The organism is Micromonospora sp. CNZ280, assembly GCF_011759515.1.
This window is the reverse complement of sequence record NZ_JAAOYP010000002.1, coordinates 878,428-892,485: the sequence shown is the minus strand read 5'-3', so window position 1 is coordinate 892,485 and position 14,058 is coordinate 878,428. Positions and strand designations below refer to the sequence as shown.

Annotated in this window: 17 protein-coding genes; 9 read left to right on the top strand and 8 right to left on the bottom strand. The window is 71.0% G+C overall.

Annotation, left to right across the window (positions count from 1 at the left end):
• Positions 1–95: 95 nt before the first annotated feature.
• From FHX32_RS19120 to FHX32_RS19105, 4 genes are read right to left on the bottom strand one after another with little or no spacing between them, the layout of a single operon-like run.
• On the bottom strand, positions 96–1,469 hold the full coding sequence (locus FHX32_RS19120) for a multicopper oxidase domain-containing protein (protein ID WP_167186205.1): 1,374 nt from the start codon (positions 1,467–1,469) through the stop codon (positions 96–98).
• Entirely contained in the window at positions 1,469–2,674 is a 1,206-nt protein-coding gene (locus FHX32_RS19115) for a hypothetical protein (RefSeq protein ID WP_486481189.1), read from the bottom strand. The genes FHX32_RS19120 and FHX32_RS19115 overlap by 1 nt, the downstream gene beginning before the upstream one ends.
• A 29-nt stretch (positions 2,675–2,703) precedes the next feature.
• Positions 2,704–3,849 carry a hypothetical protein gene (locus FHX32_RS19110; RefSeq protein WP_486481188.1) on the bottom strand — a complete coding sequence of 382 codons (1,146 nt, stop codon included), beginning with the start codon at positions 3,847–3,849 and terminating at the stop codon, positions 2,704–2,706.
• Positions 3,846–4,559 carry a helix-turn-helix domain-containing protein gene (locus tag FHX32_RS19105; RefSeq protein WP_167184755.1) on the bottom strand — a complete coding sequence of 238 codons (714 nt, stop codon included), beginning with the start codon at positions 4,557–4,559 and terminating at the stop codon, positions 3,846–3,848. The genes FHX32_RS19110 and FHX32_RS19105 overlap by 4 nt, the downstream gene beginning before the upstream one ends.
• Positions 4,560–4,609: 50 nt before the next feature.
• Between FHX32_RS19105 and FHX32_RS19100 the strand changes: the two genes are divergently transcribed.
• A complete protein-coding gene (locus FHX32_RS19100) occupies positions 4,610–5,419 on the top strand; it encodes a DUF2249 domain-containing protein (protein WP_167184752.1) in 810 nt (269 codons plus the stop codon).
• Between the two features lie 271 nt (positions 5,420–5,690).
• A complete protein-coding gene (locus FHX32_RS19095) occupies positions 5,691–6,101 on the top strand; it encodes an SRPBCC family protein (RefSeq protein WP_167184749.1) in 411 nt (136 codons plus the stop codon).
• Positions 6,102–6,269: 168 nt separating this feature from the next.
• On the opposite strand, the gene FHX32_RS19090 is transcribed toward FHX32_RS19095, so the two are convergent.
• Complete coding sequence (locus FHX32_RS19090; RefSeq protein ID WP_167184745.1) at positions 6,270–6,860, bottom strand: TIGR03086 family metal-binding protein; 591 nt, start codon at positions 6,858–6,860, stop codon at positions 6,270–6,272.
• Positions 6,861–6,989: 129 nt separating this feature from the next.
• Here FHX32_RS19090 and FHX32_RS19085 point away from each other — a divergent pair, with 129 nt between their 5' ends.
• Positions 6,990–7,553 (top strand): hypothetical protein, encoded by a 564-nt coding sequence (locus FHX32_RS19085; protein ID WP_167184742.1) that lies wholly within the window; start codon positions 6,990–6,992, stop codon positions 7,551–7,553.
• A 3-nt stretch (positions 7,554–7,556) separates the two neighbouring features.
• On the opposite strand, the gene FHX32_RS19080 is transcribed toward FHX32_RS19085, so the two are convergent.
• Positions 7,557–7,982 (bottom strand): ribosomal maturation YjgA family protein, encoded by a 426-nt coding sequence (locus FHX32_RS19080; RefSeq protein WP_167184740.1) that lies wholly within the window; start codon positions 7,980–7,982, stop codon positions 7,557–7,559.
• 182 nt (positions 7,983–8,164) lie between these two features.
• Here FHX32_RS19080 and FHX32_RS19075 point away from each other — a divergent pair, with 182 nt between their 5' ends.
• The 4 genes from FHX32_RS19075 (at position 8,165) to FHX32_RS19065 (ending at position 11,020) form a co-directional block, all read left to right on the top strand.
• Positions 8,165–8,410, top strand: coding sequence for a hypothetical protein (locus FHX32_RS19075; RefSeq protein ID WP_167184737.1), 246 nt, complete (start codon positions 8,165–8,167; stop codon positions 8,408–8,410).
• Between the two features lie 178 nt (positions 8,411–8,588).
• Positions 8,589–8,924 carry an MOSC N-terminal beta barrel domain-containing protein gene (locus tag FHX32_RS35215; protein WP_486481187.1) on the top strand — a complete coding sequence of 112 codons (336 nt, stop codon included), beginning with the start codon at positions 8,589–8,591 and terminating at the stop codon, positions 8,922–8,924.
• Positions 8,921–9,271: an MOSC domain-containing protein gene (locus FHX32_RS35210; protein ID WP_486481186.1), complete on the top strand. Its 351-nt coding sequence runs from the start codon at positions 8,921–8,923 to the stop codon at positions 9,269–9,271. The genes FHX32_RS35215 and FHX32_RS35210 overlap by 4 nt, the downstream gene beginning before the upstream one ends.
• A 300-nt stretch (positions 9,272–9,571) precedes the next feature.
• Positions 9,572–11,020: a YfbK domain-containing protein gene (locus FHX32_RS19065; protein ID WP_208418874.1), complete on the top strand. Its 1,449-nt coding sequence runs from the start codon at positions 9,572–9,574 to the stop codon at positions 11,018–11,020.
• 94 nt (positions 11,021–11,114) lie between these two features.
• On the opposite strand, the gene FHX32_RS19060 is transcribed toward FHX32_RS19065, so the two are convergent.
• Positions 11,115–11,594 (bottom strand): MarR family transcriptional regulator, encoded by a 480-nt coding sequence (locus tag FHX32_RS19060; RefSeq protein ID WP_208418873.1) that lies wholly within the window; start codon positions 11,592–11,594, stop codon positions 11,115–11,117.
• A gap of 67 nt (positions 11,595–11,661) precedes the next feature.
• On the opposite strand from FHX32_RS19060, the gene FHX32_RS19055 reads away from it, so the two are divergent.
• Positions 11,662–12,198, top strand: a complete 537-nt coding sequence (locus FHX32_RS19055) for a hypothetical protein (protein ID WP_167184731.1) — start codon at positions 11,662–11,664, stop codon at positions 12,196–12,198.
• Between the two features lie 23 nt (positions 12,199–12,221).
• On the opposite strand, the gene FHX32_RS19050 is transcribed toward FHX32_RS19055, so the two are convergent.
• On the bottom strand, positions 12,222–12,803 hold the full coding sequence (locus tag FHX32_RS19050; RefSeq protein WP_167186198.1) for a hypothetical protein: 582 nt from the start codon (positions 12,801–12,803) through the stop codon (positions 12,222–12,224).
• A gap of 514 nt (positions 12,804–13,317) precedes the next feature.
• On the opposite strand from FHX32_RS19050, the gene FHX32_RS19045 reads away from it, so the two are divergent.
• Positions 13,318–13,950 (top strand): lytic polysaccharide monooxygenase auxiliary activity family 9 protein, encoded by a 633-nt coding sequence (locus FHX32_RS19045; protein ID WP_486481185.1) that lies wholly within the window; start codon positions 13,318–13,320, stop codon positions 13,948–13,950.
• Positions 13,951–14,058 lie beyond the last annotated feature (108 nt).

Below are 14,058 nucleotides of genomic sequence, written 5' to 3'. Positions count from 1 at the left end.
CCGTGGCAGCTCACGCAGCACGGCGCGCTCCCTGACGCGCCAACGCTCCCGGGCCGGTGGGCGTCGGCGGGCCGGGTCGGTGCGTGCGGCGGCGGTCATCGTGGCTCCACGTCGATCATGCCCCGGGCGCCGCGTTCGGCGTCGACCATGACGTGGTCGACGAACGGGTAGGACCCGGCTTCGGGGAGGACGGCCTCGACGAACCCGCCAGCCGCCGGGCTCAGCTGCAGTACCTGGGCCCCGCCCGGGTCGCCGGGGCGGAGCTGCCACTGTCCCTCGGCGTACCGGGTGTCGAACTGGGCGCCGACGATGTGGAAGGCGCTGCCGCGGTTGGGTCCGGCGTTGAGCACCCAGATGCGTACGCGGTCGCCGACCCGCGCGGTCAGCGGCCGGTGGGCGTACTGGGAGACGTAGCCGTTGAACACCACCGCGTCGGGCCGTTCGGCCTGCATCTTGGCCAGGTCGCCGGATTCGCCGTCGGCGCCGAGGTACAACTCGGACTGCACCAGCACGTACTCGTGGTCGACCGGGGTGAGGTCGGGCGGGTCGATGATGACGGCGCCGTACATGCCGTTGCCGATGTGGTGCAGCATCGGCATGGTCGAGCAGTGGTACATCCAGATCCCGGCCTTCGTGGCGGTGAACCGGTAGAGCAGTCGCTCGCCGGGGTCGATGGGGCGCATGGGCCGGTCGGGGGCGAGGGCGCCGGCGTGGAAGTCCACGCCGTGGTCGAGGGTGCCGTCGTTGGTCAGGGTGATCTCGAAGGTGTCGCCGACGCGTCCGCGCAGCACCGGCCCGGGTGCCGTGCCGTTGAACGTCCAGAGTCGCTGTCGCACTCCGGGGGCTACCTCCCGGACGACCTCCTGCACGCGCAACTCGATGCGGTGCACCCGGGCGGTCGGGGTGGGCGGGGCGGCGGCGTCACGGGCGGCGAAACCGGCCGGCGGCACGGCCATCGCGTCGATGTGTGGCGTGGCCGTCGGATCCGTCGTGGTCGGGGCGTGCTGGGCGTGGCTGTCGGTACCGGCCGGTGTGGTGGTGATGGTCAGGGTCATGCCGGCCTGGCGGTGCCCGGGCAGCGAGCACCAGCCCTCGACGGTGCCGCCGATGATGCCGGCGTCCAGGCGGACGGTGCCGCCGCGGGCAAGGGTGGGGGTCTTGGTTCCGGTCGCCAGGACGAGGTCGTGGCGGCGGTGGTCGCGGTTGGTCAGTTCGATGACCAACCGGTCCCCGGCGGGGACCGTGATCCGGTCGGGGTCGAAACGCATCCCCTCGGCGGTGACGGCGACGGTGGTGGTGTGCCCGGTGGGCGTCACGCCGGCCGCGGCGGCGGTGACGGCGGTGGTCGGTGCGGTGCCGCGTTGGGCGGCCACGCCGGTCAGCACGGCGAGCAGGACCAGGGCGAGGCCGACCGCGACGCCGCCGAGCGGGCGCGCCGGCGCGGCCGGGGGTGGGGCGGCGGGTGACATCACTGTTGTCTCCGGGAAGCGAGCAGGACGTGCCCGGCGGGAACGAGGAACTGCACCAGGGCGGCGAGGACGAGCAGCGAGGTGGTGATCCGCACGTACGGGGGTGTCGGCAGGATGAAGGCGGCCAGGGCGGCGTTGGCCATCGCGACGCGTTGCGGCCAGTTGCGGTCCAGTCGTTCGGTGCGCTGCCGGACCAGGACCGGGCCACCGCCGAGGGCCATCGGCAGCAGGTATGTCAGCGCACCGAGCAGAACCTGGCCGACGAAGCCGACGAGGAGCGGCACGAGAACGACGCTGAAGCGGTCGGCCGCCGCGACCGCGGTGGGTGCGGACACCAGGGTCCAGGCGTCGACACCGAGCGCGATGAGCAGCCAGCCGCCGGCGGCCGCGATGGACCAGCTCGGGAACGAGGCGGGCGCCTTCTGCCGCGCGGCCCGCCCGGCCGGTAGGGCGGTGAGCAGCACGGCCACGGCGATCAGCGCCAGCCCACCGGTGGCCAGCGGCGGCCACCAGGCCAATACCCCGATGCCGAGCGCCGCGAGCCCGGTCACCGCGAGCGGTAGTGCCTGGCGGGCGGTGGTGCCGGCGCCGTCGGCCATGCGGGTGCGCAGGACGGTGGGCCACAGGGTGAGCAGGGTGCCCAGCACGGTGAGCGTCACCCAGCCGAGCAGGTTGACGTGGGCGTGGAACAGCACCAGTCGCGGTCGGGTCTCCACATCGGCGACGAGCATCCAGGCACCGACCGGGATGCCGATCAGCAGCGCGCCCGTCGCCGCCAGGTAGTAGTGCACGGTGACGGCGAAACGGGCGGGTAGCGCGGCGCGCAGCCGCGCCGCCAACCAGGCCAGGTGGGACGCGACCGCGGCAAAGATCGCGGCGGCGCCGATCACACCGGGCCACGGTCGCTCGGTGACGCCCGCGGCCAGTACGCCGACGACGCCGAGGTTGAGCACGGTCAGCCGGATGCCCTCGCGGCGTCGGGTGGTCGGCGCCGGGCAGCGCAGCACCGCGGTGGTGAAGTGGGCGCTCCAGATGACGATCGCGTTGCTGGCGGCGCCGAGCAGCAGCAGGTGGATGGCGAGCCATCGCCAGGACGGCAGGAACGGGTGGGTCAGCGCGACGGCAACGAGCAGGACCAGGTACGCCAGGGGCAGCAGGCCGACGCGCCGGTGCCAGCGTGCCCGCCCGGTCGGTCCGCCGTTCACCGGTGTCGCATCCCGGTCCGCCGTGGCGGTCATGGCCGGCCCGCCGGGACGACCTGCCGGCCGGAAGAGGGTGCCCGTACATTTCGGAGTGGCGTCCGACGTCGCACCGACAGGGCGACGGCGCAGCCGGCGAAGCCGAGGACCGCAGCCACGTTGACCACGCCGGCCCAGCGCCATACCTGCTCCATCCCGCCGGCGTCGCCGAGGCCGACCCGGGCCAGCAGCGAGCTGTGAAGCACGACGAGGGGCGCGTAGAGCAGCCGGTGGTAGGGCAGCGGCCGGCGCAGCACCGCCGGCAGGATCACCGGCGCGTGCACGAAGATCATGGACATGACGAAGCCGAGGAAGAGGGCGTGCATCGTGGCGTCGTACCGAGGACCGTCCGAGGCCGGGCCGGCGCCGGTCCACAGCACGCCGGCCAGCGCCAGCCACCCGTACCCGGCCAGCAGGCCCGCGGCGATGTAACGGGGCAGCGCCCGCGCCCGAACGGTGTGCCGGGCGACGTCGTAGACCGCGAGCCACGCTGTGACGGCGAGCAGGCCGGCGCCGAGCAGGTAGCTGCCGGTGGCCGGCCACAGCGTGGTCGCCGTGGCGCCGATCAGCAGAGCGGCCAGCGCCGCGAGGAACCACCGCTCCGCGTACGGGTGGCGCAGCGCGACGTGCGCCAGCTCGAGGCGCTCGCCAGCGATCGTCGCCACGACGAAGACCGCCAGCCACGGCACGATCTCGGGGATCGGGTAACCGGCCAGCCACAGCAGTGTGGCCGCGTACCACCCGAACGCGCCGGCGGCCTGGGCGAGCAACGCGGCGCCGGGCTGACGTCGCCACAGTGCCCGGTAGATCGCGAGCAGCACCACCGACGCCACCATGAGCAGCGCCTTTGCGGCCAAACTCGCTCCGGTGGTCACCAGCACGAGCCCGCCCAGCCCGGAACAGGCCGGGGCGAGCAGCGCCCAACGGGCGCCGAGCGCGACCGCACGTTCCAGCGCGATCAGCGTGCCGACGAAGCCGAGGACCATCAGCGGTCCGTGCACCTGCTCCACCGCCACCGGCGGCGTGAGCACCGGAGTGCCGAGCAGCAGCAGGCCCCCGTACAGGCCGGCGAGCAGCGTACCGGCGGCCGCGGCCAGGACGGGCAGCCGCCAGCCGACCGGAACTCCGGTCGGGCGGCTCACGGCTGCTGCCCGGTCGCGGGTGGCATCGCTGCCCACAGGCGTACGACGCACGCGTCGGGCGCGCCGAAGGGCTCCAACTTCACCGACTCGTCGGGCACGCCGTCGTGTTGCAGGATTCCCCGGACGACGCCGAGGTGCAGCCCGCACATCGCGTCCGGATTCTGCCCTACCAGCTCCAGGAACGGGCAGGTCAGCAGATGCACCTCCGCCCCGGCGTCGCGGTCCTCGGTCGGCTGCCGTTGTGGGCTGAACCCCAACCCGTCCAACACCGTCACGACCGCGTCGACCGGATCGTCGTGGCGTGGACCGGCGGCGGCCAACTGCCGGCCCCACCCCTGGCCGACCTGGGCGGCCGCGGCCCGGACATCGCCGCGGGTGCGGGACAGGTGCGCAAGCAGGGCTGCGGCCAGCGCTCGGTACGGGGCCGGGGCGGGATCGGCCGCCGACGCTCGGTACCGCCAGGCGGGACGGCCCGGCAACCCGCCGCTGGCGCGCGCCTTGACCAGCAGTCCGGCCTCGGTGAGCCGGTCCAGGTGGGCCCGGGTCGTGGACAGGTGTTGCCCGGTACGCGCGGCCACCTCGGCGGCGGTGACGCCGCTCGCTGCGGCCCGTACCAGGCGCAGGATCGCCGCTCGGCTGGCCGAGCCCAACGCCCGGTACCGGGAAGTGTCGATCGTCTCCCCGCTGGGGCCTTTCCGCGGAGTTTCCACGTTGAATAACGTTACAACGTCAATTGACGTACAAACCCTGGGAGGGTCTCATGTCACAGCCGGGTCTCGCCGCCGACGAACGGGCCGCTCGCGCGGTCGTCCACCACCACAGCGAACTCGCCACAACGCTGACCGGGCACGTCGCGCAACTGATCGACGCGGTCGACGCCGGCGTCGACCGGCAGGCGTGGGTGGCGCGCCGCGACGCGTTCGTGACCTGGCTGCGCGCTGAGCTACTGCCGCACGCGTACGCTGAGGAGGCGACCCTGTACCCGGCCGCCAGCGAGTTGCCGGCTGGCAGGCTTCTGGTGCAGGGGATGCTCGGCGAGCACCGGGCCATCGGGGCGCTGCTCGCCGAACTGGAGGAGACCACCTCCGCGACGGTGGCTGCGGCCACCGCCCGCGCGCTGCAAGCGGTCTTCGCCACCCACCTGGCCAAGGAGAACGACCTGGTCGTGCCGCTGCTGGTCGCCGCCGACACGGTGTCCCTGGCCGGGCTGCTCGACGGCATGCACGACGTCATCGGCACCGGAACCGGCTCGTCCCCAGGCGGCTGCTGCGGCGGCGGGTGCGGCTGCGGCGGGGACGCCGCCGGCGCGGACGGCAACGCCTCGCTGCTGACCATCGACCCCCGGCTTGACGTGCGTGACCTGCCACATGGGCAACGCCACGCCCGGGTTTTGGCCGCCATCGACGCGCTGCCCGCCGACCGTGCGATGGTTCTGGTCGCCCCGCACGCGCCCCGGCCGCTGCTGGCGGAGATCGACACCCGCTACGCCGGCCAGGTAACCGCCGAATGGCTGCAGAACGGACCGGACGTCTGGCAGATTCGTCTGCGCCGGCTCTCCGTCGCGCCCTGACCCTGTCTCCCGGTCGACGCCGGCGGATCAACGAGAAGATGGCGCTCAACGCCGGGTCATGGAGCTGCCCCTGCGGAGCGGCCCACGATCGGGACGTCAACGCCGCCTGCAACGTGTTGGCCGCCGGACGGGCGGACAACTCAACGGACCGTGAAGCCCACCTGAGACCGGGACGGCCTGGCCAAGTTCGGCCACGGCTTGGCCGCACCGGCCTTGTGTGCAAGGGTTGGCAGCGAAGCCGATCGCTGGACCGAGTAACCAGGTGGGGCGGATGGGAACCATCTATCGTGAGGCGAAGCTCAAGGTGACGGCGGACGTGGCGTGGGATTTCTTGGATCGCTACACACGCTCGGAGGTGCACGTCTTCTCAGCCTGTAAGGGCGAGCGCCAGGAGGACGACTACCGCGTGGTCACGCTGACCGACGGCACCGAGATCTGGGAGCGCAACGTGACCGTCGACCCCGCAGTGATGCGGGCCGTCTACACGATACCCAGGTTCCCCGGGGCAGAGCACCACCAGGCCGAGATGCGTGTGCTGACGGACGGCGACGGTGCGGCGACTTTGGTCTGGATAACCGACCTTCTGCCGCACGAGCTGGTGGAACGTCTCAGCGAGGCCTATGAGGCCATGTTCAGTGAACTGGTAGCGGCGATCAACGAGTACGGCGCACAGTCGGGCTGACGACTCCTGACAGGAAGAGGCTTCCGGGCCCAACTGGCCGGACGATGCCGAGCCGATCCGCCATCCGCGCCCCTGAACCCGAACTCTTCACCCCGCGCCGCTGGCGCCAGTGGACATGTACCCAGTCCCTTACCGTCTGCCATCCTCGCCGGATCTGCGCGTCGGGAGCTAGGACTTCCATCCGGGGTCGCGGCCGGTGAGCCCGAGGACGCGGTCGAGCAGGGAGGCGCTGGCGGGCAGGGTGATCGACGGCCCGAACAGGCCGGGGGTTCCGTCACTGCCCGCCTGTTGGGACACCAGGCGGTAGACCGTCTCGACGGTCTGGTTGTCGACGTCGTAGGGCTGTCCGGTCGCGCTGGCGAGGTCCCACCCGTGGACGACCAGCTCGTTCAACGCGACGATGCCCATGATCTCGGCCGGCAGAACCACCCCGCCGGCCGCGGTCTCGCCCGTCCAGGCGGCCGGCACGCGCCATGCGCCAACCAACTCATCGAGCTGCACCGGCAGTCGGCTTCGCCACTGTGGATCGAGGTTGGCAACCGAGGGATTGCCCGGGCCAGCCGGCGCCGCGTCGGATCCCTTTTCAGCGGCTATCCTGAACGCGACCGTCAGCCCCATGAGGTGATCGAGCAGATCGCCGACCGTCCACCTCTCGCACGGGGTGGGACTGGCGAGCTGATCGTCGGTCACTCCTTGCAGCAACGTCTCCAACGTGCGGCCCGCGGGCGCGAAATCCGGCCTGTCGTTACTGTCGATCATTTTCGCTTCTCCTCTGTCGGGAACACTGCTGGACGCTACGCGCCGGGACCGACATGACAGTTCGCTCGAGCAGGATCGTGCTGTGGAGCGACTGATACACCGCACCACCCGTGGGGCTACCCTGCGGGCATGCCGACGGAGGACGAGGTGTTTTATGCGGTGATCCGACGGATCACCACCGGCGGGTACCTCGACGGGCTGCCCGACAGCCGGTCAGCGGCCCTTCGACCGGCGTCGCCTGCTGCGGTCGCGGAGGCCGAGGAACTGGCCGGTCGGTCACTGCCGTCGCTGATGCGTCGGCTCTACCTGGAGGTCGGCAACGGCGGGTTCGGTCCTGGCTACGGTCTCCTCGGCCTGCGGGGCGGGCATCGGATGGGCGAACTCGACGCGCTGGTCGGGCTCAAGCGCGGCGTCCTCATCCTCTGCGACTGGGGTTGCGGTATCACCAGCGAGCTCGACCTTGCCACGGGCCAGGTCTGGGGCTGCGATCCAAACCCCGCACCGGACGGAGTGTCGTGTAGGTTTCCGCAGCACATGACAGTCGTCGATTGGTTCGCCAAGTGGGTGGCGGGCACGCTGTACCAGCCGTGGCTGGTACAGGACCCGACGACCGGCGAATGGCGGGGCGCGACCGACATCGAGTGCGCGGAGATGCTTCAGGAGGCGTTCGGCCCCAACGGTCCGGAGGACTGATCGTCAAACCGATGGCGCACGCGCCGGAGCCGAGCATGAGGTGGGGCGAGCCCTGGCGCGCATCAGGTGGTGCACCACCATCAGGGGCACCACGCCGGCCGGGTACCAGGCCAGGTCCACGGGGTCGAACTGCACGCCCAGCGCCAGCCGCGCCGCCAGGCTCCGCGCGGCCAGTTCGGCCGGCACCCCGGTCAGTTGCGCGCACTCCACCAGCCAGCAGAACCCGGTGGCGATCATCCCGGCCGGTACCGGCGCCATCCGCGGCCACAGGAACAGCACCCCGGCCCAGACCATCGACGCGTACAGCGCGGTGCCCGAGTACTGCCGTAGCGCACCGTCGTCGACGACGCGGATCAGCAGTGCCAGGCCCAGGAACAGCAGCGCGGCCACCGGCATGAGCAGCCGCACCGTACGGGCCGTGATCGACATTTACGCGATGGTACCCAACCCACCGGCGGTGCGGGTCCGCTGCGATGCGGGTGCGGCGACCACCGCGGCACGAGCCCGGCGTCCAGGTCCCCGGCGACAATCGGCGGCCACGGCCCTCCGGGGGTGGGATACCGCGCCATGTCCTCGGCCACCGCGACCGGGTCGAGGGACGCGGTGACAGTGTGCACCGTACGGCGCAGCGGCCGGGCCGCACCCGCGGCGTGCCGACCGTCACGGTCGGCTCGTCGACCGGCCGGTACGCCACCGACGGCGGGCGTCGCGGCGCCGCCGCCCGCTACCTGCTCGACATGGCTGTCCAGAGACCCGACTCCAACCATCCCGGCTCCTACCACTCCGCGACCCTGCACCCCGCGGACGGGCACTTGGCCACCAACTGCCAAGGCGTCTACCTCATTCGCTGGCAGTAGGGCGCGCGCCACCCTCGTCCCCGCGTTCGGTCAGGCTGGACCGCCTACGAGGAGATCCGCTGTCATCGCCCGAGAAACCACACCATGGCGTGCCGAAGAAGTCGGTCCGGGAACGTCCGTGAACTGTCCGGCTAGATGATCATGCCTGTCGCGGTGATCTAGGGTAGGGCGGATGCAGGTGACCGAGATCCGCAGGTATCCGATCAAGTCGCTACTCGGTGAGCGGTTGACGACTGTGGAGGTCGAGCAGCGCGGATTGGTTGGTGACCGGCTGTGGGCGGTGCGGGACGCGGACGGGAAGCTGGGCAGCGGGAAGAACACCCGCCGCTTTCGCCGGATGCCGGGATTGTTCATGCTCCGCGGGCACTGTGGTGACCCGGTGCCGGTCGTCGAGTTGCCCGACGGGCGCCGCTTCGGCGCCGATGACCCGGCCGTACACGAGGCGGTCAGCGATGTGCTCGCCCGTCGCGTCACCATCGAGCGCGAGGCGGAGGTCAAGCACCATGACCGGTGAGCCTGCTCAGCACAGCAGCGCTGCGCCGACTTCATGATCTTCTCGGGGAGCCGGTCGACCCGGCGCGGTTCCGGGCATACCTCCTCATCGACGTACCCGGGAGTGACTTCGTCGAAGACGGATGGCTCGGCCGAGCCATCCGCGTCGGATCGGAGGTCGTGTTGCGACCACGCCGACGGCTGACCCGGTGCGTCATGATCGACCTTGCCCAGGAGGGCCTCCCCGAGCACGGACACCTCCTGAAGACCGTCGCGGAGCACAACGACATGACGCTCGGCGTCTGGGCAACAGTCGAACGCCCTGGTCGTGTCGGGTTGCGGGATGCCGTCGAGCTTCTGCCGGGGTGACACCAGCACCGCATCCAGCTGCACGCGTACCACGCAGGTCCGTCTGCCGACGCGCGCCGGCCTGACGCATCGGTGGGGCCGCCGCAACACAGGGCGACCGGCGCAGGTGACCGCTCAGGTCACGGTTGACCGACGGCTCGGTCACGAGGTTCACGCTTGTGTATCGGCTCGGCCACGGCGGGATCGGGTGCCCGGCGGGACTGCGTCAATGACCGTGACGGATCCCGATGCGACCTGCCGGGATCGCCACCTCGCAATCCAGCCGGGAGGTTTCCGATGCCTCATCTGAAACGATCGGTGATGCTGCCCTTGGTGGTCGCCGCCATGACGACGATCACCGCCTGCTCCTACGGCGGCTCCGATGAAGGCGCCGACGCGGTCCGCGAGCCGATCCGCTCGTACGGCAGCACGCCCTGGTCCGGCGGGGAGGAGACCAGGACGGAGGAGGACGCGGCGTCCACCTTCGGTGTCGACATCGACACCGCCTCGTACGGCTACGCCCGCCGGCTCATCGGGCAGGGCCGCCTCCCGGAACGGTCGCAGGTGCGGCCGGAGGAGTTCGTGAACTCGTTCCGGCAGGACTACCCCGAGCCTGCCGGCGACGGCTTCGCCGTGCACGTCGACGGCGCCCGTCTGCCCGGGACCCACCAGGCCGCGGCTGGTGAACGGCTGCTGCGGGTCGGCCTGCAGACCCGCTCGGAGGACCGGGACAGCCGCCCGGACGCCGCTCTCACCTTCGTCATCGACGTCTCCGGTTCGATGGGGGAACGAGGCCGGCTCGACCTGGTGCAGGACTCGCTGCGCACCCTGGTGGACCAGCTACGCCCCACCGACTCGATCGCCATCGTCGAGTTCAGCACGAAGGCGCGGGTGGTCCGTGAGATGACGCCCGTCTCCGACGCCCGACGGCTGCACACCGCGATCGACTCCCTGCGCAGCCAGGACAGCACCAACCTGGAGGCCGGCCTGGTACTCGGCTACCAGGTGGCCCGCGACGGTTTCCGCGCCGGCCGGACGAACCGGGTGATCCTGCTCTCCGACGGGCTGGCCAACACCGGCAACACCACGTCGGAGCCGATCCTGCGCCGGGTACGCGAGGAGGCGGCCAAGCAGATCGCGCTGCTCGGCGTCGGCGTCGGCAGCCAGTACGGTGACCAGCTGATGGAGCAGCTGGCCGACCGGGGCGACGGCTTCGCGGTATACGTCAGCGAACGGGAGCAGGCCCGGAAGGTGTTCGTGGACCAGCTGCCCGCCACGCTGAGCGTCCGGGCGCTCGACGCCAAGGTGCAGGTCACCTTCGAGCAGTCGACGGTGAGCTCCTACCGTCTGATCGGCTACGACAACCGGGCGATCGCCGACGACGACTTCCGCGACGACCGGGTCGACGGGGGCGAGGTCGGCCCCGGGCACAGCGTCACCGCGCTCTACGTCGTCCGGCTGGCCGACGGAGTGTCCCCAGCCGCCAAGGTCGGTCGGGCGCAGGTGCACTGGAGTGATCCGAGGGACCGCGAGCCGGCCGAGACGTCCCGGTCCGTGACCGTGGCTGACCTGGACGAGGACTTCGCCGAGGCCTCCCCGCGACTGCGCACCTGCTACGCGGCCGCGTACTTCGCCGTGGCCCTGCGGGGCGTCGAGGAGGCGCGCCTGGATGACCTGGCGACGATCGCCGACCGGGCCGCCGACGCCACCGAGGACGCCGAGGTCCGGGACCTCGGCCGGGTGATCCGCCAGGCGGCCGAGCTGCGCTGACCGCTACCGCGGCCGGAGGCCGACCAACCGGTGTCGGCCTCCACGCCGTTCAGATCGCCGCCCGCCACGCCGATCCCGCACACCACGATGTGCGTCAGGTGGGTGAGCGGTGCGAGATCACCTGAGCCTGCTCGCGCAGCACCGCCGTCGTGCGCTCGACCCAGTCCGCGATGACGAGGAGCTGCTCGGTCGTGAAGTGGCTGGTCACCTCCGCCATACCGGCCACCATGCGCCCGACGGCCTCGCTCACCGCGGCGTCCGCCGGCTCCGTCGCCTCGATGACGATGCGGCGCCTGTCGCCCGGGTCGGGTGTCCGCCGGGCAAGTCCCGCGGCGATCAGCCGGTCCACCAGGCCGGTCACGGCGCCCGCCGTGAGCCCGGTCCGCTGGGCCAGCTCGCGTGCCGACATGGGACCTTCCCGGCGCACGATCCCGAGCGCCTTGTGGTCAGCGGCCGACAGTCCCATGAGTGAGCCCAGCGCCTCGTGGAACAGCACGACGGCGTCGCTCAGGTCCGTGCCGAGTCGGGCTCCTACCTGCGCTGCCGCCTCTGACGCTCGCTCATCCATCGCCATGGACACATCCTTCACCATCACCTATGGTTTAGGCCATTAAATAGTTTAGTCGACTGAAGGAGCTGTCATGACGACAGGGTGGGTCGAGTCCCGAGCCGTGCTCGTGAATGCCCTGCGGTTCTTCGTCCGCCACTACCCGGTGGTCTTCGCGTTCGGCGTACTGGCCTCGACGCAGCGCTTCCTTGCCGTGGGCGGTGGTGAGGACTGGGCGTGGACCGGCGGGATCGCCGGCGAGCTGTTCACCAACGGGGCCCGTCTGCTGTTCCTCGTCTGGGCCGCCCGGACCATGCTCCGCACGCTGCGCCCCACCTGGTCCGACGTCAGGCACAGCACCGACTACCTCGCCGGCCACAGGGCCGCCATGCTCTGGAACGGGGTCGTGCTCGTCGCGCTCACGCTCGTCTTCAAGGTGGGAGTCGACACGTGGATCGCCGGCCTGGCCGAACCACGAACGGCGCTCGCCTGGACGTTGGCCGTCAAGAACGTGACCATCATCCCGTTCATGGCCGTGTGGGCCGTGGCCATCGTCCGTGCGGCACTCGAGGAGCGCGCGGGTGGGGGGCGTGACGTGGCGGTTTCGCGCGCTCCGGCAGCCGAGTCATGACGGCTACCGGACGCCCCGCTTGGTCAGAGCCCGGCCGCGGCGTCGTACCGGCGGCGCAGGTCGGCCATTTCCGATTCGGCCAGCGCTTCCTTGAGCGCCAGCTCCGCGTACGTGTCCGGGAACATCTCCCGCAACCGGTCGACGAACCTGACGTCGGCGGTCGCCTCGACGACCTGGATGCCCGGCGGCTCGGTGGACATGTCCATGATCACGGGGCCGGCCAGTTTGACCGCCCAGTCCCAGGGGCGCTTCTGCTCGGCGACGCCGCAGAGGTGGAAGCCGTAGACCGTCCGCACGTCGGCGAGCGTGGTGGCGTCGGCCGGCTCGTGGCCGTAGACGCGGACCCCGCAGATCACCGTCGGCTTCGCCGCCTCCCCGGTGGCCGCCTGCTGGGCGGTGTGTCCGGCGTGGTTGTGTTGCCCTGGGTCCGCATGTTCGAGTGTCGTCCGCATCCGGGTCAGGATCTGCGCCTGCAGATCCGCCGGCTCCGCCTCCGAGCCGGCCGAGGTGGTCAGTACGACCGCGCCGGCCGTCACCGCCAGGACCGCGGCCACCCACACGAAGCGGTTCCGGTACCACCCCGCGAAACTCTTCTGGGGAATCATGCTGCTGCTCACCTCGTCGCCGGGTTGTGGTGCGTTGGCAGACCGCATCGGACGCCTCCGGCGTGTCGGACGTCGAGCGGGTCGGCCGTCGCGATGACACGGACCGGGGATACGTACAGCGGGGACAGTTGCCCGGGGATGTCTGCCCGTCGTCGTGGAGGTGGCCCGGCGATGCGGCGCGCGTGCGTCTGCCAGAGCGGCGCGCTGCCGGCACTGCGATGCTCCCGTGCTGGCCGTTCTCAGCGCGGTTGCCCCCGCGCTGCGGCGATGTGAGCCATTCCAGCACGCCCGCCCCCGGTTGGGCAATATCGATGACCCTCAGCGTGCGATGGCCCGCCCGACCCCGGGCCCGGTCGCCTCGGCGCACCGAATTCATCGAAAGACATTGATGTGTGGACGGGAAGCTGCGAAGCTCGTACTGGAAGCGCTCCCATGGCGGATCCAGCCGAAGAACGGAGGACGTACCATGCGTTCACGCAGCCCCGATCAACCCGGCGGGCGATCCCGGCCGGCCGTGCGCCAGCCCCTTCGAGCAGCTGTCCTGCTGCTCACCATGATGGTCGGCATGCTGCCCTGGGCCGGTGCGGCCCAGGCCCACGGCACCGTCATCAACCCGGCATCTCGCGCCTACAAGTGTTGGCAGACCTGGGGAAACAACCACACGAACCCGGCCATGCAGCAGCAGGACCCCATGTGCTGGCGGGCGTTCCAGGCCAACCCCGACACCATGTGGAACTGGATGAGCGCATTGCGGGACGGCCTCGGCGGGAACTTCCAGGGCCGTACCCCCGACGGACAGCTGTGCAGCAACGCTCTGTCCAGGAACGACAGCCTGAACCAGCCCGGAGCGTGGAAGACGACCAACGTCGGCCGCAACTTCACGATCCAGTTGTACGACCAGGCCAGCCACGGTGCTGACTTCTTCCGCGTCTACGTCAGCAAGAACGGGTTCAACCCGGTCACCCAGCGCCTCGGATGGGGGAACCTCGACTTCATCGCGCAGACGGGGAGGTACGCGCCCGCGCAGAACATCTCGTTCAACGTCTCGACCTCCGGGTACACCGGACACCACATCGTCTTCGTCATCTGGCAGGCATCGCACCTCGACCAGGCCTACATGTGGTGCAGTGACGTGAACTTCGTCTGATCAGGGAGCCACTGCTCCGGCCCGGGGACGTCGTCCTGGGCCGGAGCAGCAGTGGTGTGACGGCCAACCGCCGCAGACATCGACACCACCGGGTCGGGTGCGGCACCC

Bases quoted from the DNA above. Each gene is read 5' to 3' on its own strand.
- FHX32_RS19120 (WP_167186205.1), bottom strand. From the start codon at position 1,469: ATGTCACCCGCCGCCCCACCCCCGGCCGCGCCGGCGCGCCCGCTCGGC.
- FHX32_RS19100 (WP_167184752.1), top strand. From the start codon at position 4,610: ATGTCACAGCCGGGTCTCGCCGCCGACGAACGGGCCGCTCGCGCGGTC.
- FHX32_RS19095 (WP_167184749.1), top strand. From the start codon at position 5,691: ATGGGAACCATCTATCGTGAGGCGAAGCTCAAGGTGACGGCGGACGTG.
- FHX32_RS19090 (WP_167184745.1), bottom strand. From the start codon at position 6,860: ATGATCGACAGTAACGACAGGCCGGATTTCGCGCCCGCGGGCCGCACG.
- FHX32_RS19085 (WP_167184742.1), top strand. From the start codon at position 6,990: ATGCCGACGGAGGACGAGGTGTTTTATGCGGTGATCCGACGGATCACC.
- FHX32_RS19080 (WP_167184740.1), bottom strand. From the start codon at position 7,982: ATGTCGATCACGGCCCGTACGGTGCGGCTGCTCATGCCGGTGGCCGCG.
- FHX32_RS19065 (WP_208418874.1), top strand. From the start codon at position 9,572: ATGCTGCCCTTGGTGGTCGCCGCCATGACGACGATCACCGCCTGCTCC.
- FHX32_RS19060 (WP_208418873.1), bottom strand. From the start codon at position 11,594: ATGGCGATGGATGAGCGAGCGTCAGAGGCGGCAGCGCAGGTAGGAGCC.
- FHX32_RS19055 (WP_167184731.1), top strand. From the start codon at position 11,662: ATGACGACAGGGTGGGTCGAGTCCCGAGCCGTGCTCGTGAATGCCCTG.
- FHX32_RS19050 (WP_167186198.1), bottom strand. From the start codon at position 12,803: ATGATTCCCCAGAAGAGTTTCGCGGGGTGGTACCGGAACCGCTTCGTG.